This window comes from Arthrospiribacter ruber (assembly GCF_019343195.1).
GTDB classification, from domain to species: domain Bacteria; phylum Bacteroidota; class Bacteroidia; order Cytophagales; family Cyclobacteriaceae; genus Arthrospiribacter; species Arthrospiribacter ruber.
In genome coordinates this window covers 198,945-221,438 of record NZ_RPHB01000005.1, presented here as the reverse complement: position 1 = coordinate 221,438, position 22,494 = coordinate 198,945, and the positions used below count along the sequence as shown (strand labels likewise).

19 protein-coding genes and 1 pseudogene are annotated in these 22,494 nt (G+C 40.7%); 8 read left to right on the top strand and 12 right to left on the bottom strand.

Annotation, left to right across the window (positions count from 1 at the left end):
* Positions 1-69 precede the first annotated feature (69 nt).
* Positions 70-1,414, bottom strand: a pseudogene (locus EGN73_RS11720) (M20/M25/M40 family metallo-hydrolase).
* 69 nt (positions 1,415-1,483) lie between these two features.
* Here EGN73_RS11720 and EGN73_RS11715 point away from each other — a divergent pair.
* From EGN73_RS11715 to EGN73_RS11695, 5 genes are all read left to right on the top strand, one after another.
* Complete coding sequence (locus EGN73_RS11715) at positions 1,484-2,002, top strand: DinB family protein (protein WP_219289840.1); 519 nt, start codon at positions 1,484-1,486, stop codon at positions 2,000-2,002.
* A gap of 193 nt (positions 2,003-2,195) precedes the next feature.
* A complete protein-coding gene (locus tag EGN73_RS11710) occupies positions 2,196-3,866 on the top strand; it encodes a DUF6909 family protein (protein ID WP_219289838.1) in 1,671 nt (556 codons plus the stop codon).
* A gap of 187 nt (positions 3,867-4,053) precedes the next feature.
* Entirely contained in the window at positions 4,054-4,629 is a 576-nt protein-coding gene (locus tag EGN73_RS11705; protein WP_219289835.1) for a YceI family protein, read from the top strand.
* Positions 4,630-4,647: 18 nt separating this feature from the next.
* On the top strand, positions 4,648-5,943 hold the full coding sequence (locus EGN73_RS11700) for a hypothetical protein (RefSeq protein WP_219289833.1): 1,296 nt from the start codon (positions 4,648-4,650) through the stop codon (positions 5,941-5,943).
* Positions 5,944-5,962: 19 nt separating this feature from the next.
* Complete coding sequence (locus tag EGN73_RS11695) at positions 5,963-6,484, top strand: hypothetical protein (protein ID WP_219289830.1); 522 nt, start codon at positions 5,963-5,965, stop codon at positions 6,482-6,484.
* 48 nt (positions 6,485-6,532) lie between these two features.
* Here EGN73_RS11695 and argH read toward each other — a convergent pair whose 3' ends face one another.
* The 9 genes from argH to EGN73_RS11650 form a co-directional block, all read right to left on the bottom strand.
* Positions 6,533-7,870: an argininosuccinate lyase gene (gene argH, locus EGN73_RS11690; RefSeq protein WP_219289828.1), complete on the bottom strand. Its 1,338-nt coding sequence runs from the start codon at positions 7,868-7,870 to the stop codon at positions 6,533-6,535.
* A gap of 9 nt (positions 7,871-7,879) precedes the next feature.
* Complete coding sequence (locus tag EGN73_RS11685; RefSeq protein WP_219289826.1) at positions 7,880-8,959, bottom strand: M20 family metallo-hydrolase; 1,080 nt, start codon at positions 8,957-8,959, stop codon at positions 7,880-7,882.
* Positions 8,960-8,981: 22 nt separating this feature from the next.
* Positions 8,982-9,782, bottom strand: a complete 801-nt coding sequence (gene argB / locus EGN73_RS11680) for an acetylglutamate kinase (protein WP_219289823.1) — start codon at positions 9,780-9,782, stop codon at positions 8,982-8,984.
* Positions 9,783-9,830: 48 nt separating this feature from the next.
* Entirely contained in the window at positions 9,831-10,775 is a 945-nt protein-coding gene (locus EGN73_RS11675; protein WP_219289821.1) for a Rossmann-fold NAD(P)-binding domain-containing protein, read from the bottom strand.
* A 34-nt stretch (positions 10,776-10,809) separates the two neighbouring features.
* Complete coding sequence (locus tag EGN73_RS11670; protein WP_219289819.1) at positions 10,810-11,940, bottom strand: aspartate aminotransferase family protein; 1,131 nt, start codon at positions 11,938-11,940, stop codon at positions 10,810-10,812.
* A 10-nt stretch (positions 11,941-11,950) separates the two neighbouring features.
* Positions 11,951-12,919 (bottom strand): N-acetyl-gamma-glutamyl-phosphate reductase, encoded by a 969-nt coding sequence (gene argC, locus EGN73_RS11665; protein ID WP_219289816.1) that lies wholly within the window; start codon positions 12,917-12,919, stop codon positions 11,951-11,953.
* Entirely contained in the window at positions 12,906-14,102 is a 1,197-nt protein-coding gene (locus EGN73_RS11660; RefSeq protein WP_219289813.1) for an argininosuccinate synthase, read from the bottom strand. The genes argC and EGN73_RS11660 overlap by 14 nt, the downstream gene beginning before the upstream one ends.
* A 31-nt stretch (positions 14,103-14,133) precedes the next feature.
* Positions 14,134-14,811 carry a GNAT family N-acetyltransferase gene (locus EGN73_RS11655; protein WP_219289810.1) on the bottom strand — a complete coding sequence of 226 codons (678 nt, stop codon included), beginning with the start codon at positions 14,809-14,811 and terminating at the stop codon, positions 14,134-14,136.
* A 632-nt stretch (positions 14,812-15,443) separates the two neighbouring features.
* Positions 15,444-16,703, bottom strand: coding sequence for an aminotransferase class V-fold PLP-dependent enzyme (locus EGN73_RS11650; protein ID WP_219289808.1), 1,260 nt, complete (start codon positions 16,701-16,703; stop codon positions 15,444-15,446).
* A 97-nt stretch (positions 16,704-16,800) separates the two neighbouring features.
* Here EGN73_RS11650 and EGN73_RS11645 point away from each other — a divergent pair, with 97 nt between their 5' ends.
* Positions 16,801-17,871 (top strand): Fic family protein, encoded by a 1,071-nt coding sequence (locus EGN73_RS11645; protein ID WP_219289806.1) that lies wholly within the window; start codon positions 16,801-16,803, stop codon positions 17,869-17,871.
* 255 nt (positions 17,872-18,126) lie between these two features.
* Positions 18,127-18,840: a DsbA family oxidoreductase gene (locus tag EGN73_RS11640; protein WP_219289804.1), complete on the top strand. Its 714-nt coding sequence runs from the start codon at positions 18,127-18,129 to the stop codon at positions 18,838-18,840.
* Between the two features lie 89 nt (positions 18,841-18,929).
* On the opposite strand, the gene EGN73_RS11635 is transcribed toward EGN73_RS11640, so the two are convergent.
* Together EGN73_RS11635 and EGN73_RS11630 are read right to left on the bottom strand one after the other, a co-directional pair.
* Positions 18,930-19,841, bottom strand: a complete 912-nt coding sequence (locus tag EGN73_RS11635; RefSeq protein ID WP_219289802.1) for an SMP-30/gluconolactonase/LRE family protein — start codon at positions 19,839-19,841, stop codon at positions 18,930-18,932.
* A gap of 21 nt (positions 19,842-19,862) precedes the next feature.
* Complete coding sequence (locus EGN73_RS11630) at positions 19,863-20,819, bottom strand: endonuclease/exonuclease/phosphatase family protein (protein ID WP_219289800.1); 957 nt, start codon at positions 20,817-20,819, stop codon at positions 19,863-19,865.
* Positions 20,820-20,900: 81 nt separating this feature from the next.
* On the opposite strand from EGN73_RS11630, the gene EGN73_RS11625 reads away from it, so the two are divergent.
* A complete protein-coding gene (locus tag EGN73_RS11625; RefSeq protein WP_219289798.1) occupies positions 20,901-22,457 on the top strand; it encodes an AbgT family transporter in 1,557 nt (518 codons plus the stop codon).
* The last annotated feature ends 37 nt before the right edge of the window (positions 22,458-22,494 follow it).

Here is a 22,494-nt window from a genome sequence, read left to right as displayed (position 1 = left end):
ATACCTGAAGCACTTTTTGTTTGAAGGAATTGAGGAGCTAAAGCAGTTTGCTTAGAAGTTGAAATTTGCTTATCTGGTAATCGGTTGAGGAAATACTGCCATGCTCTCATGACCGCCTTCGCCTACTGCCTGCACGGCAAAGAAATAATTGTCTTTTGAGTAAGGAATGGTAAGTTCATTCTGCTCGGTGTAGAATTTTTTCTCCCACATGGAAGCATCGGTTTCCCTAATCAATACATAGTAACCTTTTGCTTTGCCAATAGCAGGAGCATCCCAACGTAATGTACTTGTGTTGCTAAGTCTTCTCACGTCTATACCGACCATTTGAGGTTCTGAAGGTGCAGAAGCCAAGGACGCCAAAGATGCCAAATTCATAGCTGCATTTTTTCTTATATACTCATAATCTACAAATTCTGGGAGATCCCCATATTGTTGACCATCTTCCAAGCGTACATTCTCATGCTGCCAGAAGTAATTTTCATTCATTTCAGTTACTCTGATTGCTGTGAAGCCTTCTCTGGCAAATGGTGTGTGATCCCCACCTCTTAGGAAGCGGTCATTTCTGTATATCAGTTTTACTTCCAATTGGTCGACATATCGTTCTCCAAGTTCTTTCATGTAGCGGGCAAGCTGTCTGGATTTAGAGTCGTTTTCGGCATTGGTGTACCTTCTGATGGCTGCCATTTGTTCGTTTTCTGCCATAGGCACTCCTTCTGAGAAAATCCTCACACGTGTATTGTCTTTGATATTGGTCTGTGAGGAAAGGCTGTTTCCCAGCATGTCATTATTGAGCATGGCAATAAGATTCCAGTTTTCTTTTTTGGCTTTCTCTGCTAAGTAGGCAGCACCTTTAAGTCCCTGCTCTTCTCCTGATACTATGACAAATATAATGGTGGCTGGAAAGGACCTTTGGGACATGATTCGGGCAAGCTCTATTACAGCAGCCACGCCAGACCCATCATCATTAGCTCCAGGAGCATCGATTTCAGTATCCATTACATCAAGTGCCCTGGAATCAATGTGCGCTGAAATGATGAAAATTCTATCATCGTCCGGATCAGTACCTTTGAGGGTAGCCATGATATTTCCGATCTCGGTGTTTTCAGGTATTCTCCTTCCATCAGCTTCTACTGTAAACCTGTCGATTTCAGAACTTAACCTTCCTCCGGCGTTTGACTCAAAGGATTTAAAGAGGCTGAGTACATATTTTTGTGAAGCTAGAATACCTCTCTTCGGCATCTGCGCTTAAAGTATGCCTTGTTTTAAAGGCTGCCAACTGTTCCACATAGTTCTGTAGATTTTCTGCCGAAACTTCGGAAACCATTTTTTCTATTTCAGCATCTCTATGAACAATGGTTTGTGCCATAAGCAAGTGCATACTGAAAAAGGCGATAAGGGATAAAATTCTTTTCATTTTTGAATCTATACTTAGGTGAATCTTATAAATTTACCTGTAGATACACATTATAAAAACGACAATTACATGAATGAGGCATTAATTCCAAAAGAGGGTGAATACGCTGCTTATTATGCAAAATATATTGCTCAGGTAGCTGATAAAGATATTTTTAAAGTTCTTATGGAACAACTCGAAGAAGTAAGGTCTGTTTTTGAAAAACTGGGAGAGGAAGGAAGCTGCCGTGCATATGCAGAAGGAAAGTGGACGGCTAAGGAAGTATTAGGTCACATGACCGACACTGACAGGGTCATGGCATTCAGAGCCATGTGCATAGCCAGAGGGGAAAAGCAATCTCTTCCCGGTTTTGACCAGGATATTTACGTGAAGCATGGAGGTTTCAATGAAGTTTCTCTTGTCAAGCTTTTGGAAGAATTTGAAATGACGCGATATGCTATCGTAGCTATGTTGAATAACCTGCCTGAATCTGTTTATGGTAAAATGGGAAATGCTAACAATACTCCTGTTTCTGTAAGAGGATTAATCTACATTATTGCCGGTCATACGCTGCATCATTTATCTATTCTTAAAGATAGATACATCTGATAATCAATTGTTTATTGTTGCGATTAAAATTTTGTTTCTTTACTTTAATAAAAATTCTGTAGTTTTGTAGAATTTATCCAATGGAAAATATCATGGGAACCCAAGTTTTGCTTTGTGAGAATTTATAAAATTTTTGAAGATAAAAGCGATTCAGGTTTCCTTTTTGGATGTTTAAAAAACTAAAATTTAATATATGAAAAGAACTAGAGCACAAGAATCCAGAGCAGCAATCGAGAAACTTTATATCACCATGAGGCACCTTTTTATGAGAGGATCTTACAAGCCAATGGGTGTTTCGGGAGAGTCGCTTGTGGATTCACTTTTGGTGTTAAGTCCAGAAATCTACGGATTGCTGGCGCAAGATGAAAAAATTGAATTGGACGGTCTTCTTTATGTCATGGAGAGGCTTCCAAAAGGAATAGAAGAATGCCGGTATATCAGGTTGATCAGTAGGGAAGGTTATGAAAACTCCAATTTTCAGGTGATCATTCCTGCCAAAAGACGAAGGAACTGTTATCGGGTAGATCAGGATCAGATGTATGTAGAGATGACCAGAGGAAGGTCTGACATTTACGATATCCTTACGCACCTGACTTTTCTATATATAGAGTCCGAAAAAATCCGAAATAACAGTGCTGATTCCAAAGGTAGAATAGGGCTCAATTGGGAGATGCTGGGTAAGATTGTAGAAAAGGAGGAAAATGGGGAGGAGTTTGATAGAGAAGTAGCCTGTTCTTATCTGAGTCATGTGATTGGAAGGACTTTTGACGAGACGCATGAAGCGGTGATGAAATTTGAATCATCCCCTCATGCCAACAGTTTGTTTAGGATAGTTTACCATCTTGGTAGCCTATCTATGAAAGAAGCCCATGAAGAAAGAGATAGAGAAATATCCTTTTCTGCCACACTTAGGCTTAGGGTAGGACATCATGTGTACGGAGAGCTTTGGGCAAACAAGATCAAGGCAGTCTTATTCGAACATAAGCTTATCGAAAGGCCATTGCACATTGTTTCAGCCAATTTGCATAGCTTCATGAATACCATCTATGGTCATCAGGCATTGGGCTTGAAGTCCTTTGAGGAAGTGGAGAAAGTGGCGATGGATATCAGTATTCAGGCCAAAGGGAGCAAAGCAAAAGAGATTTTGGCTTATGCCCATGAGAATGGATTTATTGAAGTAAATGACGATTCAGGAACCAATATTCATGTGCAGCTTTTTGATACAGCACAGATGTCTGAAAGTACTATTATTGAAGGAATTAAAATCCCTGAAGATCCTAAGAAAAAGCCGGTAATTCTGGTAATGGATTATGCTTTTGGAGAACAGGCCTATGAATGTTTTGACGAATTGCTAAAACCCTACGAAGCAGAGGATGGCAAAAGCTATCCTTTAGATGTTATTTCCTGCTCGATCATGGGTAAGGCAGGGATTCTAACAGGAAAAAAGGGAGATATTATGATTCCGGATAGTCATGTGTTTGAAGGTACTGCAGATAATTATCCATTCAAAAATGAATTGAGCAAAAAAGACTTTGAAGGTTTTGGTCTGGGTGTTTGTCAGGGAACGATGTTTACCGTTTTGGGTACCAGTCTTCAAAATAAAGATGTATTGAGTTATCTCATGGAGTCTTCATGGAAAGCGATAGGGTTAGAAATGGAAGGAGCTCATTACCAAAAGGCCATTCAATCTGAAAGTCTTATACGACAGAGTATCAGAAAGAGTGTTAAAGTGCTTTATGCATATTATGCTTCTGACAATCCATTGGAAACAGGTAGTACATTAGCCTCAGGAGCATTGGGTATGGATGGTGTCCGTCCAACATATTTGATTACTTATAAGATACTTGAAAAGATTTTGAAGTAGAATATTTTGTTATTTAGATAAATTTCGGAATCCTCAACTGTTGTTGAGGATTTTTTTTTGTGATTTAGATTGAGTTTCTCCCTAAAATTTGATCAGTGCGAAGTGTCATGAGTAAATATGATTTTGATCATGATTTTACTAAGCCTTTGTCTGCAATTTTGAATCATCAAACCAAACAAACAAGGCCATGATCAAATCAAAACTTACAATAATATTTCAACTGGCAGTGGCCCTTGCCTTAATGGCATCCCACTCCACAATCGCACAAAGCAAATACATACTGACTTCTTCTCCAAGCTTGAGCATTAAAGGTGGATCTACCTTACATGATTGGGAAATGACTTCAAGTGAAGCAAAAGGAGAGGGCATGTTTGTCACAGAAGGCAATCAACTGAAAGATATCAAAAGCCTTTCGGTGTCCATGAAAGCAGAAACTCTGAAAAGCGGAACCAGAGGATTGGACAACAATGCATACAAAGCTTTGGATACCAAGAAAAATCCAGAGATCAAGTTTGCTCTAAAGGAGATTAGTGGAAGTGGAAGTAGCTATACTGCGAAGGGAGATTTCACCATTGCAGGAGTAACCAAGCCAGCCTCATTTCCGGTCAAAGTCAACTCATCCGGCAATGCTTTTACATTTGAAGGGAAATTTGATACAAAGCTTAGTTATTTCTCCATCGATCCTCCTACGGCCCTTTTGGGTACTGTAAAGACCGATGATGAGATCAGTATTTTATTCAAAACAACATTTCAAAAACAATAACATCAATCTATAGAAATCATGAAAAAATATTTATTTACCCTAATCGCCCTTATAGGATTTGGATTTTCCGCTATCGGGCAAGGCGTTCAAAGAGACATGCAGTTTTGGAGACCCTATGACCAAAGAGGTCTGAATATTTTCGAAACCGGCAAAGCAGATACTGTAGCCTATGAAGGAATGACGGTAAGAGTAGGAGGGCACTTCGCTCAGCAATTTCAGAATCTTCGCCATTCCAATACAGCATCACCTGTGATGAATGACAATAATGTCAACCTTAATCAGCTGGTAGACATTGGTTTTGGAAGTAATTTGGCTACAGCCAACCTTAATATTGACGTTGCTTTGGCAGACGGTGTAAGATTGAATTTGGTGACTTACCTTTCTTCAAGACACCACCCAGAGGCATGGGTTAAGGGAGGTTTTATCCAAGTAGATAAATTGAATTTCTTAGGCCTTGGAGACATTGACTGGTTCAATAACTACCTGACTTTGAGAGTAGGTCATATGGAGATCAATTATGGAGACGCCCACTTTAGAAGATCTGATAATGGAAATGCAATGTACAACCCCTTCATAGGTAACTATATCATGGATGCATTTACTACAGAAGTCGGTGGTGAATTGTTTTTCCAAAATAACGGATGGCTGGCAATGGCTGCAATTACAGGCGGTGAGATCCAGGGTGGAGTGACTAACCCTGACAACCGTAAAGCAAGCTTTATAGGTAAATTTGGATACGACAAATACCTTAGTGATGACCTCAGAGTAAGATTGACTGGTAGTGTGTACACTACTTCTGGCTCCCAAAGAAACACCCTTTGGGGTGGTGATAGGGCAGGTTCCAGATACTACTTGGTAATGGAAAATACCCTAGCTACCACTGCAGGAAACTTTACTTCAGGCAGGTTCAATCCAAATCAGACAGATAACATTACCTCCATGGTGATCAACCCTTTCATCAAATTCAGAGGATTGGAGTTTTTTGGTAACTTCGAACAGTCTACCGGAGCAGCAAGAAATGAAGATTCTGATAGAACATGGAGACAGATTGGAACTGACTTGGTCTACCGGTTTGGAACATACGAGAAGTTCTATCTTGCAGGAAGATATAATAAAGTAAGTGGTACTATGTTTGGTTCAGGAATGGAGGTAGACATAGACAGGGTACAAGTAGGTGGAGGATGGTTTGTTACCAAAAATATCCTAGCCAAATTGGAATACGTCAATCAAAACTATAATGGATTTGCCCAGACAGATATCAGAAATGGTGGCAGGTTCAATGGTCTGATGATTGAAGGTGTAATAGGTTTCTAACACAAAACCCAAATTGATCATGCGTGTCCTTTTGGTCCTGATACTGTTCATGCTAAACCCACTTCTGGAAGAAAGAGAGGTGGTAATCACAAAGAAGATGATCACCGTAAGCGGTCAGACTTCATTGGGAAGCTTTAGTTGTGACTACAGTAAAAATGGGCTGAAGGACACGCTTTATTTTGATTACAATAATGTCAAAAAAGAGCTTTTGTTTGAGATACCGGTACATGATTTTTCCTGTGGTAATTTTTTGCTCAACAAAGACTTCAAAAAAACCATCAAAGCAGATGAGTTCCCCAAGGCTGAAGTAAGGGTACAGAACCTCAAATCAAGACATGGGGATTATACCTGTGACCTTAGGGTGAAAATTGTGGGTAAAAACTTGAATTTTAAGTCATTACCATTAAAAACAGTCCCAAATGGATTGACAGCTGAATTGGTATTGAGTTTTAATGAACTGGAACTGAGTGCTCCAAAGAAGTTTGGTGGACTGATTACTGTCCAAGAAGAACTTCACCTTGAATTCCAGCTTGGATACTAAAAAAACAGCTTGTCCATCTAGCGAGTGAAAGACAAGCTGCTTTGGGATTTACCCCTGAATCAACTTTATCAGACTGTCAGCTGTTTTTTGAAATTCAAACTGCGCGATGGATTTCTCCATTTTAGATTTGATTTCTTTGTTGCATAAATTGCCAATGCTGCCTTCGTGGCTGTGGTTTACCTTTTCCTGATCTGGCTGAAAATCCCCTTTTTCAATATCTAATCCTACTTTTTTGTAGGCGTCTCTAAAGGGCATGCCGGTGAGAACGAGGTCATTTACCACTTCTACGCTGAACACATGTTTGTAAAAAGGATCCTTTAAAATGTCTTTTTTGATCCTCACTTCTTTGAGCATCAGTATAGTCATGTCTATACAGTCCAGAAGTGATTCAATCCCAGGGAATATAGATTCCTTAAGTAGCTGTAAGTCTCTGTGATAGCCTGTTGTAAGGTTGGCCAGTAACAATGAAACTTCCTGAGGAATGGCTTGAATCTGATTGGTTTTGGCACGGATCAGTTCAAAGACATCCGGATTTTTCTTATGTGGCATGATGCTGCTCCCTGTAGTGAGTTCATCAGGGAAAGTGATAAAGCCAAAGTGCTGGTTCATGAAGATACAAACATCAGCTGCAAGCCTGTTGAGGGTACCTGCAAGTCCAGAAAGGGCAAAGGCAAGTGTCTTTTCTGTTTTCCCCCTGCTGTTCTGTGCATTGATGACATTGTGGTGAAGGTCTTCAAAACCCAACAGAGTCGTAGTCATGGTTCTATTCAAAGGAAAAGATGACCCATATCCTGCCGCTGAACCGAGTGGGTTTTTGTTGGACAGTTTATAAGCGGCAAAAATCAACTCCATGTCTTCACTTAAGCTTTCTGCAAAAGATCCAAACCAAAGTCCAAATGAAGAGGGCATGGCAAGCTGAGTATGCGTATATCCAGGCATCAATTCTCCTTTGTGCTTTTCGGAAAGCTCCAATAAGAGCCCGAAAAGTTCTTCGCTTGCTTCTACCAAATCCCGGATTGCGGAGCGGTAAAAAAGCTTAAGGTCTACCAAAACCTGGTCATTTCTTGACCTTCCACTATGAAGCTTTTTGCCAACATCTCCATACCTCTGAGTCAGGAGAAACTCTACTTGTGAATGCACATCTTCTACACCTTCTTCGATTTTAAACTGTCCCTTTTCAATCTCAAAGTATATTTCTCTAAGTCCTTTCAGCAGTGTGTCCAGCTCCTCGGAAGTTAAAAGCCCTATTTCTTTTAGCATACTGGCATGGGCCATGCTACCTAATACATCAAATGGGGCCAACACTATATCGAATTCAGGATCTCTTCCTATGGTGAATTTTTCCACTTCTTTGAGGGAGCCTTTATCTTTTTGCCAAAGTTTCATGTTCTGTATTTATATTGATAAATAAGTATTGATGATTGAAATGTATCCTTCTATTCCCTGTCTGATTTCATTAATGAAGATAAATTCATCTGCGGTATGTGAGCGGGCTGAATCCCCAGGGCCGATTTTCACTGATGGGTAAGGGATCAATGCCTGATCTGAAAGGGTAGGGCTGCCGTATTGGCGTAGGTTGAGTTTTTCGGCTACTTTCAGGATTTTATGTCCATCCGGAACTTTGGAGGAATTAAGTCTCAAAGACCTGGGGACAAGTTCGGCTTTAAGATGACTTCTCAATTCTTCCAAAGCTTCTTCTAAAGTATAGCTGTCCGTCACCCTTACATCTAGCGTAAATGTACATGTATCCGGTATCACATTGTGTTGGGAACCTGCCTGAATGACTGTGGCGGATACTTTTGTTTTTCCTAAAAAAACAGATTCCCTTTCAAATTGGAAATCCCTAATCACCAAAAGGTCATCTAAAGCTTTATAAAGCGCATTTTCTCCCTCTTCTCTGGCTGCATGACCTGCTTTTCCTTTGACTTTGGCATCTATGACCATAAGTCCCTTTTCAGCTACAGCCAAATCCATCAAGGTAGGCTCCCCAACAATGGCCAGTTCAAAATCCGGTAATTCATCCAATATGCTTTCGATTCCATTTTTACCGGAAATCTCTTCCTCAGCAGAAGCTACTAAGATAAGGTTGTAGGAAAGGTCTTTATTATAGAAATAACAAAATGTGCTGATGAGGCTGACCAGGCAGCCACCTGCATCATTGCTGCCAAGCCCAAATAGCTTTCCGTCCTTTTCAATAGGATCAAATGGCTCATTGGTATATCCCTCATTTGGTTTGACTGTATCATGGTGTGAGTTGAGTAAGAGGCATGGCTTATCCGGATCAAAATGTTTGTTGTATGCCCAGACATTATTTCCGGATCTTTCTGTAGAGATACCTTTTCTTGAAAAAAATTGCTCTATCAGGTCTGCGGTTTCTTCCTCTCCTTTACTGAAAGAGGGGGTGGAGATCAGTTGTGCCAATAAGTCTTTGGCTTGAAAAAAGAGCTTTTCCAATTCAGAGGATTCAATCGTCATTTGCCTGTTTTTTTTTGGAAAATCAGTAGAGGTCGTATTTATGAGTTTCAATATTGGTGCCTGATACTTTGCCTTTGGCAGCCAATAGGAGGTTTTCAGCTTTCCCGATCCACACATTGTTGACCCCTTTGTTAAGTGCGGCAAATGCATTGTCAAGCTTTGGAATCATGCCGGAATGAATGACATTTTCTTTGCGCAGTTCTGTATAAATGTCTTCATTGATCAGAGGAATAATTGAAGCATCATTTTTTTCATCGATGAGAACCCCCGACTTATTAAAGCAGAAATAAAGGTTTACCCCCATTCTTCTGGAAAGGGATGTAGCAATTTCAGAAGCTATGCTGTCGGCATTGGTATTGAGCAGTTGTCCTTTTTTGTCATGTGTAATGGCACAGATCACCGGAATGATATCGTTTTCCAAGAGGTCTTGAAGCAAATTTATGTTGACTGCTTCGATATCTCCCACATAACCATAATCGATGGATTTGACCGGTCTTTTATTAGACTGAATGAGATTTCCGTCTGCCCCGGTCATCCCTAGTGCGTTTTGATCCAAGCCTTGCAATTTGGCTACGATCTGCTTGTTGATCAGTCCAGCATAGACCATGGTCACAATTTCCAAGGTGTCTTTGTCTGTTATCCGTCTTCCATCAATCATCTGAGGCATTACCCCCATGCTTTCACCAAATTTGGAGGCCATCACGCCGCCACCGTGTACCAGAATTTTTTTACCCGGAAATTTGGAAAATAGGTAAAGGAATTCGTCGAGTTTTTCCGGAAAGTCAATTACATTCCCTCCGATTTTAATGATGCTTACATTCATGGTTTGTTAGGTTTTAGTGGTTTGAGTTTTAGTGGTAAGGGTATTATTTCAGCCTAAGATTTTGGAAATCACGGACTGAGCTGCATAAATTCTGTTTTTGGCCTGTTCCTGCACTAAGCTTCTTTTTCCATCGAGGATTTCATCGGAAAGTTCCACATTCCTTCTTACTGGAAGGCAGTGCATGACCTTCGCTTCTTTAGCCTGTTCAAAATGCTTTTCGGTAAGCATCCACGAAGGGTCTGTGGATACTATTTTCCCATAATCGTTAAAAGCTGACCAGTTTTTGACGTATACAAAATCAGCTCCCTCAAGGGCTTTTGACTGGTTCAATTCTATTTTGGCCCCATGGGTAAAGCTTTCATCTAATTCATAGCCCTGAGGATGGGTAATGGTAAGGTCATGTCCGCAACCTATTGCCCATTCAGCAAATGAGTTGGCTACCGCATGGGGAATGGCTTTGATATGGGGTGCCCAGGTCAGCACTACCTTTGGACTTTCCTTTTTAGCCCAATTTTCCTCAATGGTGATCATGTCAGCAAGACTTTGCAAAGGATGCCTAATGGCACTTTCCAAACTGATTACGGGTACTCCGGAATATTTCACAAACTGGTTGAATGTGAAGTCAGCCAAATCCTCAATTTTGTTGGTCAAGGAAGGAAAAGCTCTGATGGCAAGGATATCAAAATATGAACCTAACACTGCAGCAGCATCTTTGATGTGTTCAACAGTTCCCTTGTTCATGATAGCTCCTTCTTTCATCTCCAAGGCCCAGCCTTCTTTGTCCATATTCATCACAATGGGTTCGAGACCTAGGTTGATCGCAGCAATTTGTGTGCTGGCTCTGGTTCTCAGAGAAGGGTTGAGGAAGATACATCCTATTCTTTTACCTTCACCCAAGGCATTGTCAATACTTGGGTTGGATTTGTAAAAAAGGGCTTTTTCTATAAGTGAATCGGCTAGGGATTTATTTTCAAACTGTGTAAAATGCTTCATTAAGTTTGGATGATTTAGGCTTTGTACAGAAAGCTCAATTCAATATTTTCTTTAAACTATCCAAAAACGAAGATAGTTCATTCATTTCAATATTTAAAGGAGGAAGCAAACGAATGGTGTGTTTTCCGGCAGAACTTCCAGTAAATATTCTGTATTTTTTTACTAATTCAGAACGGACAGGCCCGGCTTCCCGGTCTAAATCGACGCCGATCATCAGTCCTTTTCCCCTGATATCAGTAATTCCTTTTATGTTTTTCAATTCTTCAAAAAGAAATTCTCCCATTTGGAGGGCATGCTCCATAAGATTTTCCTGATCGATGACTTCCAAGACTGCAAGTCCAGCAGCACAGGCCAAGTGATTACCACCAAAAGTAGTACCCAGCAATCCATGGGATGCCTCAAAGTTGGGATGTATCAAAACACCGCCAATTGGGAATCCATTGCCCATTCCTTTGGCTACAGTAATCAAATCCGGAATCAGTCCGTCTACCCATTGGTGCGCAAAAAACCTACCAGTTCTCCCATATCCGGACTGAACTTCGTCCAAAATCAACTTTGCCCCATATTCTTTACAAAGAGTGGAAAGACCGGCCAGAAATTCAGGGTCAGGCACTTGGATTCCTCCTACACCTTGGATTCCCTCTACAATAATTCCTGCAATGTTTCCTTTCTTTAGCTGATTTCTGACGGCATTGAGGTCATTGAAAGGCAGAATAAAAACATCTGTTCTCTGGTTACTTGGAGCAACTATTTTAGGATTGTCCGTCAAAGCTACTGCACCCGAAGTCCTGCCATGAAATGCTCCTGAAAAGCTGATAAAACCAGGTTTTCCTGTAGCAAAGGAAGCAAGTTTAAGCGCATTTTCGTTGGCTTCTGCACCAGAGTTACAGAGAAAAAGGCTGTAATCATGCAAGCAGGAAAGCTGGCCTAATTTTTCTGCCAATTGCTTTTGTATCGGAATTTGAACCGAATTGGAATAAAATGCCAGGTTGGCAAGCTGCTCATTTATGCTTTTGTTGAAATGTGGATGGCTGTGCCCAATTGAAATGACAGCATGGCCTCCATAAAGATCTAGGTACTCTTGACCTTGGTCGTCCCATATTTTGGCTCCAAGAGCTTTTACCGGGGTGACATCCATCAATGGATATACATCAAATAATTTCATGCCTCTTAGATTAGAATGCTATACTTTTTAATTTCAGGCCCGCGGTCTCCTCCAGGCCAAACGCAAGATTGAAGTTTTGAACTGCCTGACCTGATGCTCCTTTGAGAAGGTTGTCTATTGCTGAGTAAACAACCAATTGCCCTTGTGAAACCTGAACATTGACCAAGCATTTATTGGTGTTGACTACTTGCTTGAGGTCAATGTCTCTGTCGGACACTATGGTAAAAGGGGAGTCGCTGTAGAATTCCTTGTAGGCAGCAATGGCTTTATCAGAATTGCCGGTAAAAGGGAAGTAAGCCGTAATCCATATCCCCCTTGAGAAATTTCCTCTATAGGGAACAAACATAAGATCAGCATCAAATCCGGTATGAAGCTGGCTGAAGGTCTGCTTTATTTCTTTTAGGTGCTGATGTGTAAATAGTTTGTATACAGAAATATTGGAAAGCCTGTAGCTGAAATGGCTGGTTTCTGAAAGGCCTTTTCCTGCTCCAGTACTCCCCGTGATGCCACTGATATGGATGCTGTCAGTAATCCATCCTTTTGCCACTGCGGGTGCGAGTGCCAGTTGGATTCCGGTGGCAAAGCAACCTGGGTTGGCTATTCTTTTTGCTTTTTGGATTTTCACCTTGTTTACTTCCGGGAGCCCATAAGTGAATCCGTTGCTTTCATCCCTGAAGTCAGTGCTCAAGTCTATTATTACTGTTTCGGGTGAAAAACTGTACTTTTCCAAAAAACCTTTTGTCTGTCCATGGGGCAACCCTAAGAACACGGCATCAATTCCTTCAGTAATGACTTCATCCGTAAATACTAAATCTATATCACCAAGTAGGTCAGGATGGGAATCACTTACTTTTTTGCCTTTTTGACTATTGCTGTGGGCATAAACCAATTCACAGTGCGGGTGATGGACCAGAAGTCGTAACAATTCTCCACCTGTATACCCTGCAGCACCAATAATTGCTGTTTTAATCTTCTTCATTTTTATTGACTTGATGAAAAATGGCAGTTTGATTTCCTAGTATCCTGGTAAAACCTTTGACATCTTCTGCTGTATATCCTTTGTTCATTTCTCCGTAGCTGCCAAACTTGGAAGCCATCAGGTCATGTTCGGAACTGATACCGATGAGCTGGAAGCGATAAGGTTGTAGGAGGACTTTTACAGTGCCGGAAACATAGGTTTGCGTGCTTTGCAAAAATGCCTCTAGATTTCTCATTACCGGATCAAGGTAATGGCCTTCATGAAGGTGGTTGCCATAAAATTCCGCCAATTGGTTCTTCCAGAAAGTTTGCCATTTGGTAAGGGTGTGTTTTTCAAGTAGCTGATGTGACTTGATAATTATGAGAGGAGAGGCTGCTTCAAAACCAACTCTTCCTTTGATTCCAATGATGGTGTCTCCCACATGTATGTCTCTACCAATGCCATAAGGAGCTGCGAGCTCTTGGATCTTTAATATCGCATCTACAGGATTGGCAAAAGTTTCACCGTTTACACTTTTGACTTCTCCTGATTCGAAGCCAATGGATACTTCTTCCTGCCCGGATTTGCTTACTTGAATAGGCCAAGCATCTTCGGGCAAAGTTTGGTCAGAGGTAAGGGTTTCTTTTCCCCCTACAGATGTACCCCAAATGCCTTTGTTGATTGAATACTTGGCTTTTTCAAAATTCATCGATACACCATGTTTTTTTAGGTATTCGATTTCCTCTTCACGGCTCAATTTAAGGTCTCTGATAGGAGTGATGATTTCAATGTCCGGAACGATGGTCTGGAAAATCATATCAAAACGAACTTGGTCATTGCCCGCACCCGTACTTCCGTGGGCAACAGATTTGGCGCCGATTTTTTTGGCGTATTCGGCAAGGGATTTTGCCTGAAGAATCCTTTCAGCACTAACGGAAAGGGGATAAGTCTGATTTTTTAAAACATTTCCAAAAACGAGGTACTTTAATACTTCTTTGTAGTAAGTGTCAGTAACATCTAATATGGTAAAAGAAGCGATACCCAGCGTATTTGCCCTTGATTCCACCTCTTGGAGTTCCTCATCGGAAAATCCTCCGGTATTGATCAAAACGGCATGGACTTCATAGCCTAAATCTTTGGATAAGTGGAGTGCGCAAAATGTGGTGTCCAATCCTCCGCTGTATGCTAAAACTGTTTTTTTCATTTTTATGATTTGTTTTCGGAAAAGATCCGGATTAAAATAAGTTTAAGGTTTTATTTTTGGTTTTTTTGATATTGAGCAAAACATACTTTTTCAGTCTGGTCCATCTTTCAAAAAGCTTGATATTCTTTTTGAAGTCTTTTCTGAGTGCAGGATTTTCTTTTTTTGCTTTTTTGGCGGGGTCATAAAGCATGGCAGTACAGAGGCAGTTTTGTCTGTTTTTACTCTTTAGAATTTCTACATTGACACAACTGTTGCATCCTTTCCAGAAGTCTTCGTCGTCCGTAAGGTCACCATAAGATACAGGAATATATCCCAGCTCAGAATTGATTTTCATGACTGCCGGGCCTGTAGTAAGGCCAAATATTTTGGACTCAGGAAATTTTGTTCTGCTGAGTTTGAAAATTTCATTTTTAATCTGAGTAGCTAAACCATATTTTCTGAATTTTGGGGCTACGATCAGCCCGGAATTGGCCACGAATTTGCCATGTCCCCATGCTTCAATGTAGCAAAAGCCTGCCCATTCACCTTCTTTGGTCAAGGCGATTACAGCTTTTCCTTCCTGCATTTTGGTTTTGATGTATTCAGGAGATCTTTTGGCTATACCTGTACCTCTGGCTTTGGCGGATTCAGCCATTTCATCGGTAATGGTTTCAGCATATTGGATATGTGCTGCTGTGGCAGGTTTAATGATAAAGGAATAATTTTCCATTTTTTCCAATCAGAAGGTTTGATGATGGCATTGCTGCCATGTGGCTTGTTAAATAAATTATTAAAGTGACATGCTATTGTAGGCCTCCCACGTAGGGTGCCATTAAAATATACAGGGACTATGCCCTGAAGCTGTTCCTAAACCTCCTCAGTGGAGTCAAAAAAGACATAGCACAAGCAGGGGATGCTTTAAAAGTATTTGGCGCTATGTTAGAAAGGTTATTCATCATTACGTTGCTAAACGTTTACAAAACTTGTAAGGAATGATATAAAATGCAAACTTTCATTTCATTAATTATTGTTTTTTGGTCTAAACGGTAAAGATTTAACAGATTTTTGCGATTTTTTTTGAAAGGTCTTATGGTAATTTATGCAAATCAGCAATTAGACCATTAACCAATTTAAATAAGAGCCTAGATCAACCCGATACTAGTAGATATTGGATCCCCCTTGGCTGACAAGTTATCCATAAATAACCTGTCTTGGTTTATCCTTTTGATCGGCTTGAAATCATAGGTTTATTCCACTATTTAAAGTCTATTGGAAAGGAAGTGTATGATCATTTAGTAAATTACTGAATTATACAGTCACAATACAGTGAAAGGTTTATTTGTTGATCTATCATGCTCTTGTTCAAGAAAGTGATTTCAAGGCAAAGACAAACTTGTCCAGTTCTTTTGTGGTAGTATAGATGTTTGGGGTAATTCTGCAACCGTGTACTCCATGTTCATCTATAGCCACTGTGTAAATGTTGTGTTTTTCTAAAAGTTGCTTTGCCAATTCGTGGGGACTCATGTTTTCCGAACCTACATTGGCTATGCCACAGGACCTTTGAGGATCTTTTGGAGTATTGACCCTGATTCCTGGAACATCCCGAACCTGATCTGTCCAATAGTTCTGTAAATACCGTAGCCGATCTTCTTTTCTTTTGGGGCCGATCATTCCGTAATAATCTAAAGCATCATTGATGGCAAGCGTAGTTGCCACTGGCTCAGTTCCAATGTGACTGATGTTTTTCACAGTAAGCTGATCCAGTTCATAGGGAGCCAATAGCGGCCAGATTTTATTTATTTTTTCTTTTTTGACATATAGTAATCCTGCACCTAGAGGGACACTTAACCATTTGTGAAGGCTGCAGGCGTAGTAATCGCAACCTGTTTCGTCAATTTTAAAATCAAAATGCCCGATACAATGCGCCCCATCCAGCATGACTTCCACTCCGTGTGAATGGGCCATTTCTATTATTTTTTTTACGGGGAGGATTTGTCCGGTGATGTTGATCATATGCGAAACCATGATCAGCTTTGTGCTCGGTGTAATGGCATCTTCATAAATTTTTACTATTTGCTCATCAGACTCTGGGTGATTAGGGATGTTTACAATGACGTTTTTAGTGCCATGTCTTCTTGAGACCAGTTCAAACATGTTTTTGATACTTCCATAATCCTGAGCTGCAAAAATGGCTTCTTCTCCCTGTTGCCATGGGTAACCAGAGATTATGATGTCCAATGACTCCGTTGCATTTCTTGTAATGGCCACTTCTTCCGGAGAACCTCCAAAATGGTTTGACAACTTGGCGATGACTTTATCCTTATTTTCCCATTGTACAGTCCTGAAATACCAAGATCCTTGATAGTTTATTTTCTTAATGTGGTTGATATAATTTTCAAGTGTTTGTTGGGGTATAAAGCAATAATACCCATTTTCTAAATTGATGTAATCCGGCTTAAGCCTGTACCCTTCCCTAATTTTCATCCAGAAGCCTTCATCTTCAGCCAAATCAGCTGATGGAATATGGCTGTAGGATTCAATGGTTTTTGATAAAGCTTTGAAAGATGCTGATGCAGCTATACCAGTTAAGGCAAAATTTTTAAGGAAAGATCGCTTGTTCATTGGAAACCGAATTTCTTTCAATTTGTAAAAAAATCTTTAAAAATGAAAAAAATACATAAATGTTGAATAAATTTGTCAACAATAAAAAAGTCAACAAATGAAGACGCTTGCTACAATTTTGCTGGAAGCCAGAATTCAAAAGGAAATGTCTGTAAGGGCTTTGGCTCAATTGGCTGGTGTGGATGCTGCACTTATCACAAAATTTGAAAAAGGCCAGCGCTTACCGACTGAGGATAATCTTAAGTCTATTTCTGAGGGACTGCACGTCTCATTCGAAGATTTGCGCAAGGCTTGGTTGGCAGAAAAAGTCTACAAAATCCTTGAGTATGAAGATTTGGCTTTGGAAGTACTGAGCCTGGCAGAGTCAAGAGTTGCATATCTAAATAGCAAACAGGTTTTGGTGATGCAGGGGATTAGCCATGAAATCAAATCCAAGTTAAAGGAGATTGATTTGCTCAGAGATACATGGATTTCCAAAAAGCCTTTAAATGCTATTCAATTGCGGAAAATGAAAGAGTACTTTCATCTTGCCTACACTTTTGAGAGCAATAGAATCGAAGGAAATACCCTTACCTTGCAGGAGACACATTTGGTAGTCAATGAAGGGCTGACCATAGGAGGAAAGTCCATGCGAGAACACCTTGAAGCTATCAATCATGCTGAGGCCATTGCATACGTAGAGTCTTTGGTCCAGGATGAACTGGATTTTAGCCCTAGGGTATTGTCAGAATTGCATTACTTGATCCTGAAAGGAATTGATAGGGAAAATGCAGGTAAGTACAGGTCTGTTCCTGTTGCCATTTCAGGAAGTCAGCATGTGCCGTCACAGCCCTATTTGCTGGGTAAAATGATGGAATCTTATTTTGTACATTATGACAATCAAAAGAGAATACTTCATCCAGTGATTTTGGCAGCTGAGATGCACGAAAGACTTGTAAGTATACATCCGTTTATTGATGGAAATGGCCGAAGCAGTAGGCTGGTTATGAATATGATCTTGCTGAAGCATGGCTACACTGTTGCCAATTTGAAAGGAGATGCGACTTCAAGGCTGAAATATTACCAGGCTTTGGAGTCTGTACAGATAGATAATAACCCTGAGCCTTTTTACCATTTGGTAGCAGATGCTGTCATGGAGTCTCTTGTCAGTCATTTGGAGCTTACCTAAATTTCCTCAAACAGCCTTTGGCCAGTAGGTCGGAGGCTGTTTTTATAATAAAAAAAACATCAACATCATCACTGCCAATAGAATGGCTACCCATTGATATATAGGGTTTTGCTTTGGGAATTCATATTTGCATATAGGGCAGGAAGGAGCTTTACTATCAATTTCCATTGCACAGGAAGGACATTCTTTTGTAGACATAGAGTGAACCAAGTAGGGTGATTTTTCATTCTCTTTCTAAAGGTAAAAATTAAACTTATGAAAATAGAAATATGGTCGGACATCATGTGTCCTTTTTGTTACATCGGTAAAAGGAGGTTGGAATCTGCATTGGCTGACTTTCAATTTGGGGATAAAATCCAGATAGTCTGGAAAAGTTTTCTTTTGAACCCCGAGATGAAAACCGATCCTTCCAAAAGTACTTTGGAGTACCTTTCTGAAACGAAAGGCTGGACTATGGAGCAGACTAAAGAAATTACCCAACAAGTGGTCAATATGGCCAAAGAAGAAGGTTTGGAGTATCAAATGGACAAAACAGTGGTTGCAAATGCAAGAAATGTGCACAGGCTACTTCAATTGGCCAAAAGCTTGGAAAAGGGAGGCGAAATGAAGGAGAGGTTGCTTAAGGCCTATTTCACAGAAGGCAGCAATATAGACGATAAGACTAGCTTGATTTCAATGGCCAAGGAAGTTGGCCTTGATGAAAAAAGGGTCGTAGCATGTCTTGATTCCAATGAATTTGAGGATAAAGTAGATGAAGACATCTATGAATCAAGACAATTGGGAGTAAGGGGTGTTCCTTTCTTTGTTCTGGACAGAAAATATGGCATTTCCGGTGCACAGCCTAAGGAAGTATTTGTTCAGACTTTGGAAAAGGCTTGGGCTGATTATGTAAAAGAAAATCCTGTACTCCAGATGGAAAATGCTGGAGAAGGATCTCCATCTTGTGATGTGGATGGAAATTGTGACTGAATCCTTTAAAAGCAAAGGCATAAAAAAAGGCACCAAAAGCTTGTTGAAATATAGCTTTGGTGCCTTTGATTTTTTCAGCGAGTTATTTATTACCAAACACCTCTTGTTTTCATCTGAAGGGTGTATACAGAACCCATTGCCGTGATGAAAAGGGTTTTTCTGTCTGTACCACCAAACACCACATTTGCAGTCCAGTTTTCTTCAATAGGGATATGAGCAATTTGATTGCCACGGCTATTGAATACAGTAACACCTTTTCCGGTAAGGTATACATTGCCTCTGTTGTCGATAGCCATACCATCTGAACCCATTTCTGCAAAAAGCTTTCGGTTCGTCAGGTAACCATCTTCAGTGATTTCGTAGACGTAGGTTTTGTTGTCCCCGATATCCGCGACATACAATTTTTTGCCGTCAGGTGTGCCTACTACACCATTGGGTTTTACCAGATTTTCATCAACTCTGATAAACTGCATTTTGTCAGGACTTAGAAAGTAAAGGTGCTCTCCGTCTTGTTGCATTTCAGGATCTCTTTCCCAATAATCTCTTTTGTAAAGTGGGTCTGTTATGTACATGCCTCCGTAAGGGGATATCCAAAGGTCATTAGGTCCGTTGAGAAGGTTTCCTTTATAATTTTCTATCAGTACTTTTACTTCTCCCTTATCATTGATGGACCAAAGTTGGTTTTTTTCATCCGCACAGGTGATCAGGTTGCTATCTCTGTCGAAGTACATGCCGTTGGATCTGCCAGCATCTTCCATAAAAACACTGATTTCATTTCTGGTAGCAGACCAACGCATGATCCGGTTGTTGGGTTGATCTGTAAAATATACATCTCCATTTCGGTGAACAGCAGGCCCTTCTGTAAAAGAAAAACCATCTCCGATTTTTTCCAGTTTGGCATTTTTTGCCGTCAGTTTACTGATATTGTTTTTTTGTGCAAAAAGAGGGGTGCAGGCTAAAAACGCCGCTAGGGTCAATAGGTATAGGTTATTTTTCAGCATATTTTATATAAACAGGTTATTTTACTTAGTAATAAATTCAGCCCAAAGCGGGAAATGGTCAGAGATTCTGAAAGATAGTTGACTTATGGTGTAATCCCTTTTAGTCAAGACCAAATCTCTAAAGTCAAATACTCCACCCTGTGCATATTCCATGCAGATGTTGTCGTCAAACCAAGCAATCTGATCATAAAAGGAGTAGGTTTTTTTGAAAACCGTCCTATCAATATCCTGCAAATCATTCGGTACATGAAGACCTGTGGATACAAATGCATCGTACGTAGGGTCTCCTTTTCTAACTATATTGAAATCTCCTAAGGTTAGCAGACTATGTTTCCAGGAACTTAGATCCTTGGACCATTTGTATATCCAATCTGCTATTGCTTTGATCTCAGCCACCCGATCTGCTGGTTTACTCCCAAATAAAACATGTAAGGTCAACAAAACAAAGGTATTTTTTGCAACTTGGAAACTTACTCCATAAGGGGTTCTGGCAAACTGCCTTTGAAGTGCATCTGCTTGTATTTCTCTGTTTCTTTCCAAAACATCGTCTGGGATCACTATCTCGCAGGCCAATCCTGAAAGTTTTACTTTCCTATTATCAAAAATAAATCCCAACCTTTCATCATTTCCCCGTGAGCCTGCTGTCACATCAGTCATCAAAAAACTCCAGTCAGGACCTAAAAGTCTCATAGTCTCCCTCAATGCTTTGAAATTTCCCCTGATTTCCTGAACCGCTATAATGTCAAAGCGTCTTAATATCTCTACAATGCACAACAGTGAATGTCCGTCCCTTTTAGGGGAATGGTTGGCTCCAGCTTCCCAAGCCATAGTAAGATTGCCGAATACCCGGATGTTCCATGTACATATCAGTACGTTTCTATCCAGCTTTTTAGGTGGGATTTCCAGATCAAGTGCTTTTTTCAGGAAAATCAGTTCATCCAGAATTTCCTGAGGGGGGGCTTGTAGGTTGATGGACATGGCTTCTAAAGTTTAGCATGGTAGAATAGTTTGATTTTTAGAAAGCCTGCTTATTTTTGAGGCAACCGAATATAACCCATAATGAGCAAAACTACTTCAGAGAACCGGACCTTTTTGGATAGATTTTTGGATTTTATTGAAAAGGCAGGGAATAAATTGCCAGATCCTGCTATGTTGTTTTTGATGTTGATGTTGCTTACCTGGGTAATGTCCGCCATTCTTTCTCCTATTGATTTTGGGGCAATAGATCCAAGGTCCGGTGCAGATCTAAGGGTACAAAATCTGCTTACCGGTAATCAGTTTGCCAACTTCCTGTCCAACATGACGGGAGTTTTTATCAATTTTCCGCCATTGGGTGTGGTTTTGCTGGCTATGCTTGGTGTGGGAGTAGCAGAGCATTCCGGTTTTATCAATGCGGGACTTAAGTTTCTTCTTGGAATCACTCCCCGGATGTTGCTGACTCCGATTTTGGTTTTGGTGGCCATAGTCAGTCATACGGCCGCAGATGCGGGATATGTACTGGTAATTCCATTGGGAGGGGTGATTTTTTATGCCGCCGGTCGTCATCCTCTTGCCGGAATTGCAGCGGCTTTTGCGGGTGTTTCCGGAGGATTTAGTGCCAACTTTATCCCATCGAGTATAGATCCATTGATTCAAAGCTTTACCCAATCTGCCGCTCAGATCCTTGATTCTGATATCACACTCAATCCGCTCAACAATATTTATTTTACCGGGCTATCCAGCATGGTGGTGGTTGCTGTGGTCTGGTACCTAACCGACAGGGTCATCGAGCCGAGACTTAAAAAGAACGTGGCCGTAGATGAGAACCTAGAAGATATTCCAAAAATGGAAAGACTCAATACCAAAGAGAAAAAAGCTTTTTGGTTGGCTTTTTTAGTCATGGTAGTCTGCATGGTGATGTTGGTGCTATGGGCTATTCCCAATGATTCTGCTCTCAGGGATACCGAAGGTGAACTGACCTCTATCGGCGCACCTTTGATGAAGTCTATTGTCCCGTTGATTTTCGTTCTTTTTTGGATTCCCGGAGTGGCCTATGGTTTTCTGAGCGGGACCTACAAAAGTGCCCAAGACATGGTGCAATCCATGAGTAAAGCCATGGGAAGCATGGCATATTACATTGTAATGGCCTTTTTCTGTGCTTTGTTTATTGATGCTTTCGGTAAATCCAATATTGGGGCATTGACAGCGCTGAAAGGTGCAGACATCCTGCAATCCTTACAGTTGCCGGCTCAAGTGACTATAGTGGGAATTGTATTGCTAACCGCTTTTGTCAATCTTTTGGTTGGCTCTGCTTCCGCCAAGTGGGCACTGATCAGTCCGATCTTTGTTCCCATGCTGATGCAACTGGGGATTTCTCCTGACCTGACACAGGCTGCCTACAGGGTAGGGGATTCGGTGTCCAATATCATTACCCCATTGTTGCCGTATTTTCCATTGATAGTGGTCTTCTGCCAACGTTACGTTAAGTCCACGGGTATCGGTACTTTGGTCTCTATTATGCTGCCATACTCTTTGGTATTGCTCGTAGTTTGGACCTTGTTTTTGCTGTTATATTGGACTTTGGGGATTCCTTTGGGACTTCAGGCAACTTATGAATATTTGATGCCGGTCAGATAAAGAATAGCGAAAATTCATATTTGGTACGAGCTAAAAG